This window comes from Methylophilus sp. 3sh_L (assembly GCF_046766015.1).
GTDB lineage: Bacteria > Pseudomonadota > Gammaproteobacteria > Burkholderiales > Methylophilaceae > Methylophilus.
The window spans coordinates 1,052,837-1,069,625 of record NZ_JBKOUF010000001.1 but is presented as its reverse complement, the minus strand read 5'-3'; the positions used below and the strand labels follow the sequence as shown (position 1 = coordinate 1,069,625).

General features: G+C 52.2%; 15 protein-coding genes. 13 read left to right on the top strand and 2 right to left on the bottom strand.

Annotation, left to right across the window (positions count from 1 at the left end; all coding sequences use genetic code 11):
- Positions 1 to 10: 10 nt before the first annotated feature.
- Positions 11 to 1,570: a nitrogenase cofactor biosynthesis protein NifB gene (nifB, locus tag ACIDF8_RS05470; RefSeq protein ID WP_412009572.1), complete on the bottom strand. Its 1,560-nt coding sequence runs from the start codon at positions 1,568 to 1,570 to the stop codon at positions 11 to 13.
- A gap of 1,233 nt (positions 1,571 to 2,803) precedes the next feature.
- Here nifB and ACIDF8_RS05465 point away from each other — a divergent pair.
- The 5 genes from ACIDF8_RS05465 to ACIDF8_RS05445 all read left to right on the top strand — a co-directional run bounded on the left by ACIDF8_RS05465 (position 2,804) and on the right by ACIDF8_RS05445 (position 5,758).
- A complete protein-coding gene (locus ACIDF8_RS05465; RefSeq protein ID WP_412009571.1) occupies positions 2,804 to 3,088 on the top strand; it encodes a DUF6881 domain-containing protein in 285 nt (94 codons plus the stop codon).
- Positions 3,089 to 3,166: 78 nt separating this feature from the next.
- Positions 3,167 to 3,592, top strand: a complete 426-nt coding sequence (locus ACIDF8_RS05460; protein WP_194748419.1) for a hypothetical protein — start codon at positions 3,167 to 3,169, stop codon at positions 3,590 to 3,592.
- Positions 3,593 to 3,659: 67 nt separating this feature from the next.
- Entirely contained in the window at positions 3,660 to 4,262 is a 603-nt protein-coding gene (locus ACIDF8_RS05455; protein WP_412009570.1) for a hypothetical protein, read from the top strand.
- A 692-nt stretch (positions 4,263 to 4,954) separates the two neighbouring features.
- A complete protein-coding gene (locus tag ACIDF8_RS05450) occupies positions 4,955 to 5,455 on the top strand; it encodes a hypothetical protein (protein ID WP_412009569.1) in 501 nt (166 codons plus the stop codon).
- A 93-nt stretch (positions 5,456 to 5,548) separates the two neighbouring features.
- Positions 5,549 to 5,758: an antitoxin gene (locus tag ACIDF8_RS05445; RefSeq protein WP_412009568.1), complete on the top strand. Its 210-nt coding sequence runs from the start codon at positions 5,549 to 5,551 to the stop codon at positions 5,756 to 5,758.
- Positions 5,759 to 5,874: 116 nt separating this feature from the next.
- Here ACIDF8_RS05445 and nifA read toward each other — a convergent pair whose 3' ends face one another.
- Entirely contained in the window at positions 5,875 to 7,488 is a 1,614-nt protein-coding gene (nifA, locus tag ACIDF8_RS05440) for a nif-specific transcriptional activator NifA (protein ID WP_412009567.1), read from the bottom strand.
- 384 nt (positions 7,489 to 7,872) lie between these two features.
- On the opposite strand from nifA, the gene ACIDF8_RS05435 reads away from it, so the two are divergent.
- The 8 genes from ACIDF8_RS05435 to nifN all read left to right on the top strand — a co-directional run bounded on the left by ACIDF8_RS05435 (position 7,873) and on the right by nifN (position 16,782).
- Positions 7,873 to 9,117 (top strand): IscS subfamily cysteine desulfurase, encoded by a 1,245-nt coding sequence (locus ACIDF8_RS05435; protein WP_412009566.1) that lies wholly within the window; start codon positions 7,873 to 7,875, stop codon positions 9,115 to 9,117.
- Between the two features lie 10 nt (positions 9,118 to 9,127).
- Complete coding sequence (gene iscU, locus ACIDF8_RS05430) at positions 9,128 to 9,547, top strand: Fe-S cluster assembly scaffold IscU (protein ID WP_412009565.1); 420 nt, start codon at positions 9,128 to 9,130, stop codon at positions 9,545 to 9,547.
- Positions 9,548 to 9,556: 9 nt separating this feature from the next.
- The gene (gene erpA, locus ACIDF8_RS05425) at positions 9,557 to 9,919 is read left to right on the top strand and encodes an iron-sulfur cluster insertion protein ErpA (protein ID WP_412009564.1); all 363 of its coding nucleotides are present in this window, start codon (positions 9,557 to 9,559) and stop codon (positions 9,917 to 9,919) included.
- Positions 9,920 to 9,935: 16 nt separating this feature from the next.
- Positions 9,936 to 10,259, top strand: coding sequence for an iron-sulfur cluster assembly protein IscA (gene iscA / locus ACIDF8_RS05420; protein ID WP_412009563.1), 324 nt, complete (start codon positions 9,936 to 9,938; stop codon positions 10,257 to 10,259).
- Positions 10,260 to 10,306: 47 nt separating this feature from the next.
- Positions 10,307 to 12,181, top strand: a complete 1,875-nt coding sequence (gene hscA / locus ACIDF8_RS05415) for a Fe-S protein assembly chaperone HscA (protein WP_412009562.1) — start codon at positions 10,307 to 10,309, stop codon at positions 12,179 to 12,181.
- On the top strand, positions 12,178 to 12,516 hold the full coding sequence (gene fdx / locus ACIDF8_RS05410) for an ISC system 2Fe-2S type ferredoxin (protein ID WP_412009561.1): 339 nt from the start codon (positions 12,178 to 12,180) through the stop codon (positions 12,514 to 12,516). The genes hscA and fdx overlap by 4 nt, the downstream gene beginning before the upstream one ends.
- Before the next feature lie 1,400 nt (positions 12,517 to 13,916).
- The gene (gene nifE / locus ACIDF8_RS05405) at positions 13,917 to 15,341 is read left to right on the top strand and encodes a nitrogenase iron-molybdenum cofactor biosynthesis protein NifE (RefSeq protein WP_412009560.1); all 1,425 of its coding nucleotides are present in this window, start codon (positions 13,917 to 13,919) and stop codon (positions 15,339 to 15,341) included.
- Positions 15,342 to 15,351: 10 nt separating this feature from the next.
- Entirely contained in the window at positions 15,352 to 16,782 is a 1,431-nt protein-coding gene (nifN, locus tag ACIDF8_RS05400) for a nitrogenase iron-molybdenum cofactor biosynthesis protein NifN (RefSeq protein WP_412009559.1), read from the top strand.
- The last annotated feature ends 7 nt before the right edge of the window (positions 16,783 to 16,789 follow it).

Here is a 16,789-nt window from a genome sequence, read left to right as displayed (position 1 = left end):
ACTGTATGGCTCAGGCTGCTTTAAATGCGCCTTGTCGAATCGCAGCATCGCCGCGTGGAATATGGGTGATTTCGCCGCTGGCAACGCGGGCGCGGTAGCTTGCGAACCAGCCCAAGGCGGCTTTTTCAATAAACTCGTGGGCGTATTCCTCCACCGGTTCTATGCCTGCCGCCAACAATTCATCGCGTGGGCAAGCACCGATTTTGGAAACCAATACGGCATGGCAGTCATTAATGGCATTGACGATAGAAGGCAATTGCTCATCCTCGCCATAGCCGCCCTGGCAATACAAATCCACCCGGCGGTGACCGACAAAGGTGGTGGAACTGGCAGTCAGTTCATAAATCTGGAATTCGTCAGCATGACCAAAGTGCTGGTTAACCTTGCCGCCACCAGTGGTTGCCACTGCCACCAACACTTTCATGCCATCGTCAGCGCCCTGCTCAGCCAGTGCCGATTGCTTGGCGGCATGCTGGGCCTGACGCTCGGCTTCGACTTGTTCCTGGTAAGCGCGGCGTTTCTCGATGTCATACACCACGTCCATCTGCTCGATCTGGTCCAGGGTAAACTCATCACTACGGTCTTCACCCAGCAGGCCCACCGCATCGGCACGGCACTGACGGCAATGCCGCATCAGGTTAGCGCCGCCCATGCAGGCATCCTGCACATCCTTGAGCTCCTGCGCAGTCGGTCCACGTTGGCCATTGAGGCCAAAATAAGTGCCATGCTCAGCCTCTGAGATCAGCGGCATGATGTTATGCAAGAAAGCGCCACGCGCTTTCACCGCCCGGTTTACCTCATACAAGTGCTCATCGTTGATGCCGGGAATCAGCACCGAGTTGATCTTGGTGAGAATGCCACGCGCAGTCAGCATTTCCAGACCCAGCATTTGCCGCTCGGTCAAAATCTCGGCGGCTTCGCGGCCGTAAATGCGCTTGTGGTTGTAAAAAATCCAGGGATAAATCTGGGCACCCACGTCCGGGTCTACCATATTGATAGTGATAGTGACGTGATCCACGTTGTATTTGGCAATCTCGTCCACATAGTCCGGCAACGCCAGCCCGTTGGTTGAAAGACACAACTTGATATCCGGTGCCTGTTCCTGCAACTGGCGGAAGGTCTCAAAGGTCTTGGCCGGGTTAGCCAAAGCATCGCCAGGCCCGGCAATGCCCAGCACCGTCATTTGTGGAATCTCGCTCGCCACCGCCAGCACTTTTTTCACCGCCTGGTCCGGTGTCAGCTTTTGCGACACCACACCGGGGCGGGATTCGTTAGAACAGTCATACTTGCGGTTGCAATAATTGCACTGGATATTGCAAGCCGGCGCCACTGCCACATGCATGCGCGCATAATGGTGATGGGCCTCCTCGGAATAGCACGGGTGATTTTTAACCTTGTCCCAGATTTCCGCAGGCATATCCCCCTGACCATCGGAGGAACCGCAACTGGCCTTGCCTTCGCCACCAGTCGTACTACAACCTGAAGCCGCCTGACCAGCCACCTCCACCTTAATGCCGGGTAAGGGACGCAAGCGACCTGTGCTCGCTGGGCTTTCTGCTGAAATTGCCATTGCATGCTCCTCGATATGAATTTACAAGGAGTATTGCAATTCGCATGCCATCTGGAAAATTAAAAATAATCCATTAAAAATCAATTGATTAGATAGGTATTTGTATGGATTTCAGATTGTCAGCTATATGACAAAGGGGGAAGATGATTGTCGGATTGCTAACAGCAGAGGGTATGGAAACTAAGGTAGTTGGAAACTATTTCGACTTTTTTACAACTATGGCATTATCCCAACATAACAAGCTTTTAGTGGTGTCATGATTAAGGCGCAGTCATTAATATTATTGCAGCGGCAGAAAGACGTTATTACCTAATCTTTTAGGATAGACTAAAATGATCTAACACTCTGTTTAATATGATAAAACCATATCAACTTACACCACAAAAAATACCTATGACGCAAAGTTTTACGTCTTTTCGGATGTCTATTTTAAGTTAGAGCTTATGCGCAATGGTTTGAGACTTATAAAAGTAACGCTGATACTAATATCTTTTGTTATATTGGGTTGGCTCATACTTTTTCCATATTGGCATTATTATTGGGCAACAGCATCTGCTCTTTTATTTCTTCCATTACTGGTTATTGCGAACCTAATTTCCAAAAACACATTTGAGATTAGAGAGCCCTATAATAAGCGTTTACTTAGTGGTCGCATAAATCTGTTCGGCCCTCTATTCATAAGCACTATTGGTTTAGCACTGTTTTTTGCTTACCCTGTACCCTATGGTTTTCAAATACTAAATTTCTCGCACTTTATTATTTTGGCGACGATTATTTTTTGCATTCTTACTACGATTATATGGGGGTGCTTCCGAGGACATGGTGACTTATCAGCAATTGCAGCTCTCATGATTTTTTATTCTCTCTTTCTAACTGGATATCTTAACGAAATAGGTCCAATATCTGCTGAGGTTGTTTCAAAGGGTTTGATAACAAACAAATTTAAACAAATAAGAGGTCTTGGTAATACATTCGTGATCGGAGCCAACACTATGGAAAATCGAGTTGGAGTTACTAAATCCGAGTATGAGAAATACGCTATCGGAATGGAGGCATGCACAAAAAGTGTGACCGGTTGGCTTGGTATAACCACTAGAACATTTATCGAATGTAATACCGCTCTAACCCCTCCATCAAGCGGGACTGGCGAGAACTTTCTTCGATGATCATAATTTTAATAACTACGGCTGTGCCAGCTTCTTCGCCAGCCCCTTATCTCAAACGTTAGGCGCTATGGAATACATTGACGTTAAATGGATTCATCAAGACTCAAAGTACCCAGTACGCCTGGTGTCTGAACTGGATGAATCTCGATACGAGATAAGAAAATTGGAGTTTTTCTCCCGTGGGGAGGTGGGCTTCGCTTCCGCTGGGCTGCACTCCGATACCACTGAGTTGGGCACCGCGCCCGTACCACCGCTGGATGAAATTAATAGCTCAAGTGAGTTTCTCGGCGCCGTTATCAGCCAGCTTGAGTTTGAAAAATTATGGAGTGCTCATGGTCCAAAAAACGCCTAACCCTTCGGTCAAGAGGGACGCTCCGCCGGCAAGCCGGCTCCGCGCCCCTTACCTCCAACGTTATACATTATGATAAATATGAACCCTCTAGAGATACTTGGAAGACGATTTGAAGATGTATCAAATCAGTTTGAGAACTCAGGAATACTGGAAATCCATGACAATTTAGAAGAAGGTGAGGAGCAAGAGTATTGTGTTAGCGCGCCAGATGAGTCATGGGAAATACATTTAGGCAAAAATAATTCAATTACAACTATTTTTTTATTTTTAGCAAAGGGTTATGCTGGGTTTGATGGTGTTAATAATTTAACTACAAGAGATGAAATATTAAGAAAATACGGTAGCCCTATAAAATTCAGTGCTGAGAAAGAAGTAGCTATCCTAGGTAAAATGGGTGCTTGGGAAAGATATGACTATCCTGATTATGTTCTTCATTTTAGTCATTCCATAGGTTCTGACAGAGTCGAACAAATTACATTAATGTTGCCTAAGGTGGCACCATGAGTTGTATAACCCATCATTCAAGCGGGACGCCTAACGGCGCCCCTTAATTCAAACTTTGGGGCGCTAAATGACAGAGGTCGCTGAGGTTAAAGATAAGGGGCTTGTGCTGAGAGGCGATACCGATGAAAAGCACACCCTCGAGAATCTGAATCGTTTCCTGTCGGTAGTTGGCGCACAAGATGATCGCGCAATGGTGCTCTCGTTAGCGACATTTATCGAAGATACGCTCGGTCGGTTACTGATAGCGTATTTCAGAGACTGCAAAGCCACCAAGGAGCTCGTTGAAGGTTTCAGTGCACCATTAGGCACTTTCGGCTCTCGTACAAAGGCCGCTTACTCCTTCGGTCTCGTGACCGAAGCGCAATACAAAGACATGGAGATTCTTCGCAAAGTTCGGAATCAATTCGCCCATAACTGGGAAGGCGTTTCTCTCACTCGCAACGACATTCAAGCCCTTATCGGTCAGTTGAGCGGCTACACAGTTGATCATAAAGAGATTAAAGGCGGCAACAGAGAAAAAATGCTCGGTACGCTTTCGACGTGTTGCATGGAGCTTCAAATATTCTTGGGCAGACTCATCAATAAAAAAGCAGAGAAGGCACCTGATGTAAGTCATCGCCTAACGACTATAAAGCCAACCGAGCCAGGAGTGCGAAGGTATGTTGACTGATCGGGCAATTGCTATGTTGCAGTTCCATAGGCGCGCCCCAACCCATCCATCAAGCGGGACGCGCTAAAGCGCGCCCCTTATGTCAAACGAGGCGTTGCGTCGCATGCCCTGCTACTCAATATGTACATGCCATTGCAACTGGTCGTCGGCGAAGTTTGATGAACTGCTTTACAAGGAGACGAGGTTCACCTCAAGTCTCCACCAGATCTGCCACTCAAACGTCGGCTGGTTCTCCGATAATTCGCTTTGCGATGAACACTTGATCATCAAATGGGGACTTTCTCGAAAGAGTGGCGTCTACGTTTTGTGGCACAAGGACGACTACTGTGATACGCATGGGATGTTTCAAATGCGGGCACTGTACGTAGGGAAGGGTTACGTTGAACGGCGCCTTCTCAAACACTGGGAAGAAAAGGACTTCTCAGAAGAGCTTCTCGTCTACTGGAGTTTTGCAGAGATGCCAAACCGCCAAGCCAAATACTGTGAGCAGTTATTGCTTGATCTATATGACTTTCCGTTTAATACGTCGGAAAACCCTGGGTGTGATACGTTATGCGCTCACTTTACTCAGGTCGAGGTCGATTGAATAAGATGCCAAACCCATCATTCAAGCGAACGCCTAACGGCGCCCCTTAATTCAAACTTTGAGCGTCTAAATGTGGCGTGTGTTATAGAAAGGAGAAGTTGACATATTGAAAGTTACTGATTACCTCGCAATCTATGCGGCCATTCTTTCTTCGGTGGTTTTCCTCTGGAATGTTCTGCAGTCTAGACCTCGATTTAAAGTCGATCTACTTTTTGGCGTCGATACTGTTGAAGGTGTGACTACATCTGGAATATCTATTGTCATAAGGAACACGTCTTCCCACGATATTCACCTTGCAGCCATTGGCCTCCTGTACCCCTATACCAAAGTAGATGCCAAGGAATGGCTATTGCATTTGTGGCGCTACAAGCGTTGGACTCGTCGGGTAGGTTGGTGCCAGACCAGTTTATCAAATTACTCCATAAAAGATGGCTGCCCCATGTGCCTTGAGGCTCGCAAGTCGCATCATGTTCTCGTGCCAAAGGAAATCTTCGAAAAGATTCTTTCGGAGGCTACACGAGACAGCCTCATTGCAACAGTACAAGACCAATTGTGGAATAACATTTACTCGCGACCATTCAAATGGTCGCTACCAAAGAAGACATAACGCCCAACCTATCTTGCATATGCACCAATTGTATGGCTGCCAACCGATGATATACACTTTGGTATCTACCACGTCAAAACTTGGAGTGTGATGATGAGTCAGACTGCAAAAATATTTATCAATGGCCGTAGTCAGGCGGTACGCTTGCCAGCGGAATATCGATTTAACACCAATGAAGTGTTTATCCGTAGGGATGAAGAAACTGGCGATGTGATCCTTTCTAGCAAACCCGCGGACTGGAGCGACTTTCTTGAGTTGCTTGCTGCAAGCAATGTCCCAGCCGACTTTCTCGATAGCAATTAACCTGCACATGCATTGCACGAGCGATACATGCGATACCAGACGCAATCACCATAAATTTTCGCCAGCACATGCAGTCACAATCAGCCCCGCCAATGACTAGCTTACGCAGGATTCACTCAAAACCGCTTCACCTCAATATTGTATTTCTTCAGCGCATAGCCCATTTGCCTTGGCGTGAGGTTTAGCAACCGTGCGGCTTTGGCTTGTACCCAGCCACTTTTCTCCATGGCTTGCACCAGTTGTTCACGCTCAGTAAGTGGCATATCGCTGGTTTCAGCCGGAGTGGGTAGCTCGACTGGCGCTACCGGACTTGCAGGGCTGGCATTGACCGGGGCAATCGGGATGACTGCGCCTTTGGCCTGGTATTTCCACAGGGTGGAGGACAGACACTGGTTGGTCTGGCAAGGGATATCCACCTCGCGGATCAGGTGACTGCGCGCCATGGTGGCAAAGCGCTCGACACAATTTTCCAGCTCGCGCACGTTGCCTGGCCAGTGGCAGTTGCTGAGTACGTTCATGGCTTCTGGGGTGATGCTGACGCGGGCGCTGTTTTCTTTGTTGAATTTGCCCAAAAAGTTCTCGACCAGCAAAGGGATATCATCACGGCGCTCACGCAGGGCGGGCAGCGAGATGGAAATCACATTGATGCGGAAATAGAGGTCGGAACGGAAGTCACCGTTGTTGACGGCTTCTTCCAGGTTACGGTTGGTGGCGCAAATCAGCCGCACATCGACCTTGATGGTTTTGTTGCCGCCTACCCGTTCAAACTCGCGCTCTTGAAGCACACGCAGCAATTTGACTTGAAACGCATGCGAGGTATCACCGATTTCATCTAAAAACAGCGTGCCGCCGTGAGCTTGCTCAAAGCGGCCTTTGCGTTCTTGCATGGCGCCGGTAAAGGCGCCCTTTTCATGACCAAACAGCTCGGATTCAAGCAGGCTTTCGCTGAGTGCGGCACAGTTGACCTTGATAAAGGGTTTGTCTTTGCGGGATGATAAAAAATGGATGGCGCGCGCGATCACCTCTTTGCCGGTGCCAGACTCGCCACGCAACAGGACGGTGCTGTTACCAGGTGCAGCCATGTGCACATCAGCAAACACTTCACGCATGCGTTTAGATTGGCCGACCACGTTGTGGATGCTGTATTTAGTGCCTAGCTCTTTTTGTAGGCGCTGACGTTCCTGCATCAACTGTTCGCGGTCACTGGTCACCTGTTGGTTAAGCAAGATGGTTTGCCCCATCAGGTTGGCGACCATGGTGAGCAGTTGCAAGTCTTCTTCAAACAGGCCCTGTTTATCCTCGGCAAAGCGCTCAAAACTGAGCACGCCTATGGTTTCACGGCCGGTTTTAATCGGCACCCCCAAATAGGCGACGGTCATGCCATCCACCGCGCGGTGCGCACCAGTTCGATTCAAAAATAATGGCTCTTGCACCAGATCGGGAATCACGGCTGGCATACCCATCTGGCAAATTTTGCCGGTGACGCCCTCGCCTACCTGGAAACGCGCCCGCGCGACTTCTTCTTTACTAAAGCCCACGGAGGCAAGCACCTGCAAACTGTCGCCATCGTCACGCACATACACCATGCCACGCTGCATGCCGAGATGATTCGCTACCAGATTGACCACTTGCCGCAAGGTCTTTTGCAAATCCAGCGATGAGCTGAGGATCTTGCCTATCTCATAAATCGTTACCAGTGCCACATGGCTGGAATCAGACAAAGTCGCCATCATTCACACCCGTCGATATCGTAATTAGCTTGAAATCAGCAATTTTCATGCCGATCAGTGCTTATTGCTTGCCTGAAACGGGGCCAGCCTCTGCAACCATCCCCAGGCGCACAGCGCGGGCCTTATGGTTTAACCATGGTTGGCTACAAATGACTTTTTTGCCACAAGCACCTAGCAAAACGGCAATCTGGCTCACCCGCCCCTATTTACCGTGAATCTGCCTGATTTACTGTTTGTCGCAAACATGACAAAGGCGACAATCCGGCGTATGCCTGCCATTTTTATAAAAAGATCATTTAAATCAAAAGGTTAATATCAACTTTCAGCCTATGGCACAGAGCTTGCTGAAACAGGGCTAACCCCCTCTTTTGTCAGGTTGATTGTATGAAACCGATATACCTTGATTACTCTGCCACCACGCCTGTCGATCCACGCGTGGCCGAAAAAATGATGATTTATCTGACCGAACAGTTTGGTAACCCAGCCTCCCGTAGCCATCCCTACGGCTGGGAGGCTGAAGCCGCTGTTGAGGAAGCACGTGGACAGGTGGCGGCGCTGGTCAATGCTGACCCACGCGAAATTGTTTGGACTTCGGGCGCGACTGAGTCCAACAACCTGGCGATTAAAGGGGCGGCGCAGTTTTATGCCAGCGGCAAGGGCAAGCACATCATTACCGTCGCTACCGAACACAAGGCAGTGCTGGATACCGTGCGCGAGCTGGAACGTCAGGGCTTTAGCGCTACCTATTTGTCTCCGCTAGAAAATGGCCTGGTCGATATTGAAGCTTTTAAAGCCGCCATCCGGCCCGATACTGTGCTGGCCTCGGTCATGCTGGTCAATAACGAAATCGGCGTGATTCAGGATATCGCCACGCTGGGCGCAATTTGCCGCGAAAACAATGTGATTTTTCATGTGGACGCAGCGCAGGCGACCGGCAAGGTAGAGATCGACCTGAAAACATTGCCGGTGGATTTGATGAGTTTTTCCGCCCACAAAACCTATGGCCCCAAAGGCATAGGCGCCTTGTATATCAGCCGCAAACCACGGGTACGGCTGGAGGCGCAAATGCATGGCGGCGGCCATGAGCGCGGCTTCCGTTCCGGCACTTTGCCGGTACACCAGATTGTTGGCATGGGCGAAGCCTTTCGCATTGCCAAGGCTGAGATGGCAGAAGAAAACGCGCGTATCCGCGTGCTGCGCGACCGCCTGTGGGCTGGCCTGTCGCAGATTGAAGAATCTTACCTGAATGGTGACTTGCAGCAGCGTGTGCCACATAACCTCAACGTTAGCTTTAACTATGTCGAAGGCGAGTCACTGATGATGGCAATTAAAGAATTGGCGGTCTCTAGCGGCTCAGCCTGTACCTCGGCCAGCCTGGAGCCTTCTTACGTGCTGCGCGCCATTGGCCGTGAAGACGAACTGGCGCATAGCTCTATCCGTTTTTCGATTGGCCGCTACACCACCGAACAGGACGTGGACTTTGCCATCGCCCTGATCAGCGAAAAAATCGGCAAATTGCGTGACCTCTCGCCGTTGTGGGAGATGGTCAAATCTGGCATTGATTTATCTTCCGTGAGCTGGGTGCACGGCACCGAATCGCACCGCGAACCCAGCGCGGCGGCTGTTTAAGGAGACACATATGGCTTATAGCGACAAGGTCCTCGACCATTATGAAAACCCGCGCAATGTCGGCAGTTTTGACCAGAATGCCGGGGATGTCGGCACTGGCATGGTGGGTGCGCCAGCCTGCGGCGACGTGATGAAACTGCAAATCAAGGTCAATGCTGAGGGCGTGATTGAGGACGCCAAATTCAAGACCTACGGTTGTGGCTCGGCCATCGCCTCCTCCTCACTGGTGACCGAGATGCTCAAGGGCAAAACCCTGGACCAGGCCATGGACATCAAGAACAGCCATATCGCCGAAGAGCTGGCCTTGCCTCCGGTGAAGATCCACTGTTCGGTGCTGGCTGAAGACGCCATCCGCGCCGCCATTTCCGATTATCGCAACAAAAACGGGCTGGAACAGGGCGAGTACGACGCCTGCCAGCCCCACGCCTAGGAGCCTGCCATGACTGAAGCCGTATTAAGTGACGAGATTGTATCGACCCCGATTATTTTTACTGACAACGCTGCCAGCAAGGTCGGCGAAATGCTGGCCGAAGAAGGTGACCCTACCCTCAAGCTGCGTGTATACGTGACCGGTGGCGGCTGTTCTGGGTTTCAGTACAGCTTTGCCTTTGATGACCAAGTGGCCGAAGACGACATGGTGGTAGAAAAAGCCGGGGTAGCACTGCTGGTGGATGCCATGAGTTTTCAATACATGATGGGCGCCACCATCGATTACCAGGAGGGCCTGGAAGGCGCGCGCTTTGTCATTACCAACCCCAATGCCACCGCTACTTGTGGTTGTGGCAGTTCGTTCTCGGTATAAGCAACAGGAGTCCATGATGACCGTGACACTCACCCCCAGCGCCGCCGGGCGCGTACAAAAGTTTCTGCAAAGCCGTGGCAAAGGCATAGGCCTGCGCGTGGGCGTCAAAACCTCGGGCTGCTCTGGCATGGCCTACACGCTGGAATTTGTCGATGAAGCACAAGACGATGACCAGATTTTTGAAAGCCATGGCGTCAAGGTGCTGGTAGACCCGACCAGCCTGGTCTATCTGGATGGCACCGAGCTGGATTATGCCAAAGAAGGCCTTAACGAAGGCTTTAAATTCAGCAACCCCAATGCCAAGGCCAATTGTGGCTGTGGCGAGAGTTTCAGCGTTTAATTATCCCGCCGGGTGCACGCCCGCGCCAAGTATCCTGAGGAGTGACTATGGCACTGTTGCAAATTGCAGAGCCGGGGCAAAGTGCAGCGCCCCACCAGCACCGGCTGGCGGTCGGTATTGACCTGGGCACGACCAACTCACTCGTGGCTACCGTACGCAGTGGCGAATGTGTGGCATTGGCAGATGATCATGGCCGCCACTTGTTACCCTCGGTGGTACGCTACCAGGCGGCACAAACCACGGTGGGCTGGGAGGCTAAATTTGCCGCCGCCAGCGACCCGGGCAACACTATTGTTTCGGTCAAGCGCCTGATGGGGCGCGGCCTGCAGGATATACAACACCTGGGACACCTCCCCTACACCCTGATTGACAGCCCGGGCATGGTCAAACTGGAGACCGTGGCCGGCGTGCGCAGCCCGGTAGAAGTTTCTGCCGATATTCTGAAAGTGCTACGTGAACGTGCCGAGCACAGCCTGGGTGGCGAACTGGCAGGCGCCGTGATTACTGTCCCGGCCTATTTTGACGATGCCCAGCGCCAGGCCACCAAAGACGCCGCGACGCTGGCTGGCATCAATGTACTGCGCCTGCTTAACGAACCCACCGCTGCTGCGATTGCCTACGGGTTGGATAACGCCGCTGAAGGCGTGTATTGCGTCTATGACCTGGGCGGCGGCACGTTTGATTTTTCCATCCTGCGCTTGAACCGTGGCGTGTTTGAGGTACTCGCCACCAGCGGCGATTCGGCGCTGGGCGGCGATGATTTTGATCTCGCCATTTACCACTGGCTATGCAGCACTTTAAACCTGCACACCCTGGATGCCGCCGATACACGCAGTTTGCTTAATGAGTGTCGTCAAGCCAAAGAGCGCCTCACAGGCCAGACCAGCACCGAATTGCACTGTCATTTGTCCAGTCATGGCGAGATCAACGCCATCCTCAGTCGCGAACTGTTTTATGAACTGAGCCAGCCGCTACTGGCAAAAACCTTGAGCCCGGTCCGCCGCGCTCTGCGCGATGCAGGCTTGCAAATAGAAGACATTCAGGGCGTGGTACTGGTCGGCGGGGCCACCCGCATGCCACAACTCAGACAAACAGTGGCTGACTTTTTCCAGCAAATCCCGCTCACCAACCTAGATCCTGATCAAGTTGTTGCGCTAGGTGCGGCCATGCAGGCCAATGCCCTGGCCGGTAATCGCAGCGACCAGGAGTGGCTGTTGCTGGATGTGATTCCGCTATCGCTGGGCATGGAAACCATGGGCGGCCTCAGCGAAAAAATCATCCCGCGCAACGCCACCCTACCCACGGCCCGTGCGCAGGATTTCACCACCTTTAAAGACGGCCAAACCGCCATGAGCTTTCATGTGGTCCAAGGCGAGCGCGAACTGGTGGCTGAATGCCGCTCACTGGCCCGCTTTGAACTGCGCGGCATCCCGCCCATGGTGGCCGGCGCCGCCCGCATCCGCGTCACCTTCCAAGTCGATGCCGACGGCCTGCTGTCAGTCTCTGCCATTGAGCAAACCAGCGGTGTCGCTGCCCAAATCAGCATCAAACCCTCTTACGGCCTCAGTGAAGATGAAATCACCCGCCTGCTGCGCGCCGGGGTCGAAAACGCCGAACACGACAAACGCATGCGCGCCTTGCGCGAAGCGCAAGTCGATGCCAGACGCCTGCTAGACGCCACCGAAACCGCCATGGCCGAAGACGGCCACAACCTGCTCAGCAAAGCCGAGTGGGACCATATCTGGCAACACATCTATGCCCTGGCTGAAATCCTCATCATGGGCGACAGTAACAAGGTCGAAGACCTGCGCAACGCCACCGAAGCCCTCAACAACGCCTCGTCCACCTTCGCCGCGCGCCGCATGGACCAAAGCATACAACAGGCGCTGGCAGGCCAGCATGTTGAAAGCCTGACCGTATGACCCAGCTCACCATCCTCCCCCACCCTGAGCTTTGCCCGCAAGGCATGCAGATTGAAGCTAAACCCGGCAAAGTGCTTTGCGACACGCTGCTCAACGCCGGTATCGCACTTGAACATGCCTGCGACGGCGTTTGTGCTTGCAGCACCTGCCATGTCATTATCCAACAAGGCACTGCCAGCCTCGCGGTGGCCAGTGATGAGGAAGAAGACCAGTTGGATAAAGCCTGGGGATTGACGCCGCAATCGCGATTGGCGTGTCAGGTGAAAATAGGTAGTGAAGCGTTGACGATTGCTTTACCGAAATACAGTTTGAATCATGCCAGAGAGATGGATTAAAGCGCTTGTCCTCAAAGTCGAGAAAAAGTGATTCTTCTGATTTTTTCATAGATTAGCTGTAGGGTGGGCATGAATGCCCACGCGGAGGGTTGGTGGCTATTTGTGCTATTTATTTCGCCTGTAGGCGAGTTACTTTCTGGTGCTTGTCCCCCAGAAAGTAACCAAAGAGGACGACACCCAGCCATCACGGCCTTCGGCTCCCTTGCGTTGCTCGACAAAGTGGGCGTCCATCGAAACTCGCCCTAGCAGCTTGCACACTACGCAAGCTGCCGCGGAACTCGAACAACCGATGGCCGACATCCCCCACTTCGTCTGCGCTACTCAGCGTGATGGGATGGGATTTATCTCGCCAAACTCACAGCGTAGAAATTGGGACGTTGAAAAACTCAAATTCTTTTCTTTAATCAGCAAATGGGGGCACTCATGGGTTTTCGGGCCCCTATCTGCAGCGCCGAGTAGCGCAGGCAAAATAAGATGAAGCGAGCGGCTGTCCGAATCCCGCGGTAGCCTGCGCAGTGTGCAGGCTACTAGGATGAGTTCTGCGAGCGCTTATTTTGCTGAGCAACGCAGGAAACGAGCGGAAGCTAGGGTGCACTTTCTTTTGGTTACTTTATCTTTGGGCAAGCAAAGAAAAGTAACTCGCCGAGGGGCGAAAAGAATCCTCTAAAAAGACCACTAAAGCGAAAGTACCAAGCTTCCCATAATCCTTGGTTACTTTCCGTGGGGCAAGCAACAGAAAGTAACTCGCCTAGAGGCGAAAACTATCAACGCTTTAATCCTCGATTGATCTAATCCACCATTATCGTATCCGCGTGGGCATCCATGCCCACCCTACAACTACTACTCGGCGCGGCAGATGGGGACCCCGGAACACCATGCGACTGCTACTGTTGGCGGATTGAATAAAAGAATTATTTTTTTGAACGGTTCTAACTTTAACAGTGTGACTTTGGCGAGATCAATCCCATCCCATCACGCTGAGTAGCACAGACGAAGTGGGGGATGTCGGCCATCGGCTGTTCGAGTTCCGCAACAAGCCACGAAGTGTGTGGCTTGTCAGGGCGAGTTTAGATGGCCGCCCACTTTGTCGAGCAACGCAAGGCAGCCGAAGGCCGTGATGGCTGGGTGCCATCTTTTTGGTTACTTTTTTGGGGCAAGCAAAAAAAGTAACTCGCCATTAAGGCGAAAAAGAACATCACAAACAACAAGCCCCCCCCGCGTGGGCATCCCTGCCCACCCTACAACATGCGATCCACCCCCACACCGATTGTCGCATTTGTCTGCTTTCCGACATTCAATAACTTCAAATATTTTTGTTTAAATTCATATAGTTAAAACAAATACATAGCGTGGCACACTCCTTGCAATAACCACAACAAGAACTCCACAGGTGTCTTGTCATGGCAAGTTTGAACGAAAAAATTCAGGACGTGTTTAATGAACCCGGCTGCGATAAAAATCAGGCCAAGGATGAAAAAGCACGCAAGAAAGGTTGCACCAAGCAACTGACGCCAGGCGCGGCCGCCGGTGGTTGCGCGTTTGATGGTGCCAAGATCGCCTTGCAGCCAATTACCGATGTCGCACATCTGGTGCATGGGCCGATTGCCTGCGAGGGCAACTCCTGGGATAACCGCGGCGCCAAGTCTTCGGCCTCGCGCTTGTACCGTACCGGTTTTACCACCGACATGAACGAGCTGGATGTGATTTATGGTGGTGAAAAGCGCTTGTTCAAGTCGATTAAAGAAATCATCGCCAAATATGACCCGCCAGCAGTGTTTGTTTACCAAACCTGCGTGCCCGCACTGACTGGCGATGACATTGAAACCGTGTGCAAAAAAGCGGCCGAAAAGTTTGGCAAGCCGGTGATTCCGGTCAACTCGCCCGGTTTTGTTGGCCCGAAAAACCTGGGTAACAAGCTGGCTGGCGAGGCTTTGCTGGAGTATGTGATCGGCACACAAGAGCCTGATTACACCACACCGTATGACATCAATATCATCGGGGAATATAACCTGGCCGGTGAGTTGTGGCAGGTCAAACCGCTGCTGGATGAGTTAGGCATACGCGTGTTGGCTTGTATTTCGGGCGATGCCAAGTACAGTGAGGTCGCGCAGTCGCACCGGGCCAAAGTGGCGATGATGGTGTGTTCCAAAGCCATGATTAACGTGGCGCGCAAGATGGAAGAGCGTTATGGCATTCCCTTTTTTGAAGGCTCGTTTTATGGCATTGGCGACATGAGCGATAGCTTGCGCCAGATTGCGACACTGCTGGTACAACAAGGGGCCGATGCCGAGTTGCTGGCGCGTACAGAGGTGTTGATTGCACGTGAAGAGGCCAAGGCATGGCAGGCCATTGAGGTTTATAAACCACGCTTGCTGGGTAAACGGGTGTTGCTGATTACCGGTGGCGTCAAATCCTGGTCGGTGGTCTCGGCCTTGCAAGAGGCTGGTATGGAAGTGGTTGGCACCAGCGTAAAAAAATCCACCGAAGAAGACAAAGAAAAAATCAAGGAAATCATGGGCGAAGATGCGCACATGATAGACGACATGCGTCCGCGCGACATGTATGCCATGCTCAAAGAAGCCAGGGCCGACATCATGCTTTCGGGCGGCCGCAGCCAGTTTGTGGCGCTCAAAGCCAAAATGCCTTGGATGGACATTAACCAGGAGCGTCATCATGCTTATGCTGGCTATGTGGGCATGGTCGCAATGGTGAAAAATATTACCCAGACCTTGTATCACCCGGTGTGGGCACAGGTACGCCAACCTGCGCCATGGGATCAACCCGTGGCAGAAACGGCCACGGATAGCCGCGAAATCGCCGCCTGATCGGATACTTATGGCTAAAGTCACCCACACCAGTAAAGCTTGCAGCGTCAACCCGCTCAAAATGAGCGCACCGATAGGCGCAGCACTGGCCTTTATGGGGCTGGAAAACTGCTTGCCTACCTTGCACGGTTCACAAGGCTGCACCTCGTTTGGCTTGGTGGTGTTTGTGCGGCATTTTCGCGAGATGATCCCTATGCAAACCACGGCCATGAGCGAGGTCACCACCATCCTTGGTGGCATGGACAATATCGAGCAAACCATCGTCAATATCTGGAAACGCAACCAGCCCTCCATCCTCGGCATCGCCTCTACCGGACTCACCGAAACCAAAGGCGATGATGTGGATGCCTATCTCAAGCTGATTGCGCAAAAACACCCCGAGCTGGCTGACATGCATATCCTGTATGTATCGACGCCTGACTACGTGGGCGCGTTTCAGGATGGCTGGAGCAAGGCGGTACTCAAGATCGTGCAGCACTTTGCGCAACCGGCCAATATACGCCATGCCCGCCGTGTCAATGTGCTGGCGGGTAGCCACCTCACCCCTGGCGACTTGCAAGAAATCCGCGACATCATTGAGCTGTTTGGGCTAGAAGCCGTGATGCTACCCGACATTTCGGGTTCGCTGGATGGGCATATCCCAGAAGACTTTACGCCTACCACACTGGGCGGCACCACGCTGGAGCAGTTAAACACTTTGGGCGCTGCCCGCGCCAACATTGCCATCGGCGAGCAAATGCGTCCGGCGGCACAGCTACTGGAAGAAAAAACCGGCGTGGCCTATCGTTTGTTTGACCGCCTCACCGGCCTCTCGGCCAGCGATGCCTTTATCCAGCACCTGTCTGAACTCAGCGGCTTGCCGGTGCCACTCAAACTGCGTCGTCAACGCAGCCAATGTCAGGATGCCATGCTGGATGCGCACTTTTACACTGGCGGCAAAACCGTTGCTATTGGTGCCGAGCCTGACCTGCTATGGGCGTATGGCCAGTTTCTGCTGGAAATGGGCTGCGATTTGCGCGCAGTCACCACCACGCAATCGGCGATTCTGGAACAACTGCCCATATATGAAGTATTGATTGGCGACCTCGAAGACCTCGAGCAACGCGCGCAAGACTGCGACCTGCTACTCACCCACGCCCATGGCAGGCAAATGGCCGAGCGCTTGCACTTACCGTTTATGCGTATCGGCATACCAGTGTTTGACCGTATCGGCGCTGCCCATAAAGTCACTGTAGGTTACCGCGGCACGCGCGATCTGGCGTTTGAACTGGCCAATACCTTTCTGGCAGAAACGCACGAGCCAGCGCCAGATACCTGGTATGCACAACCACCAGCTGACACACCATCGCAGGCTTGCCAATGCGGCCCAACGGGCGGCTGCCACAGCAATGAATCCCCCATCGAATCGCAGGTGCAATGGTCAACCCCGGCGATGAATTAACCCGACA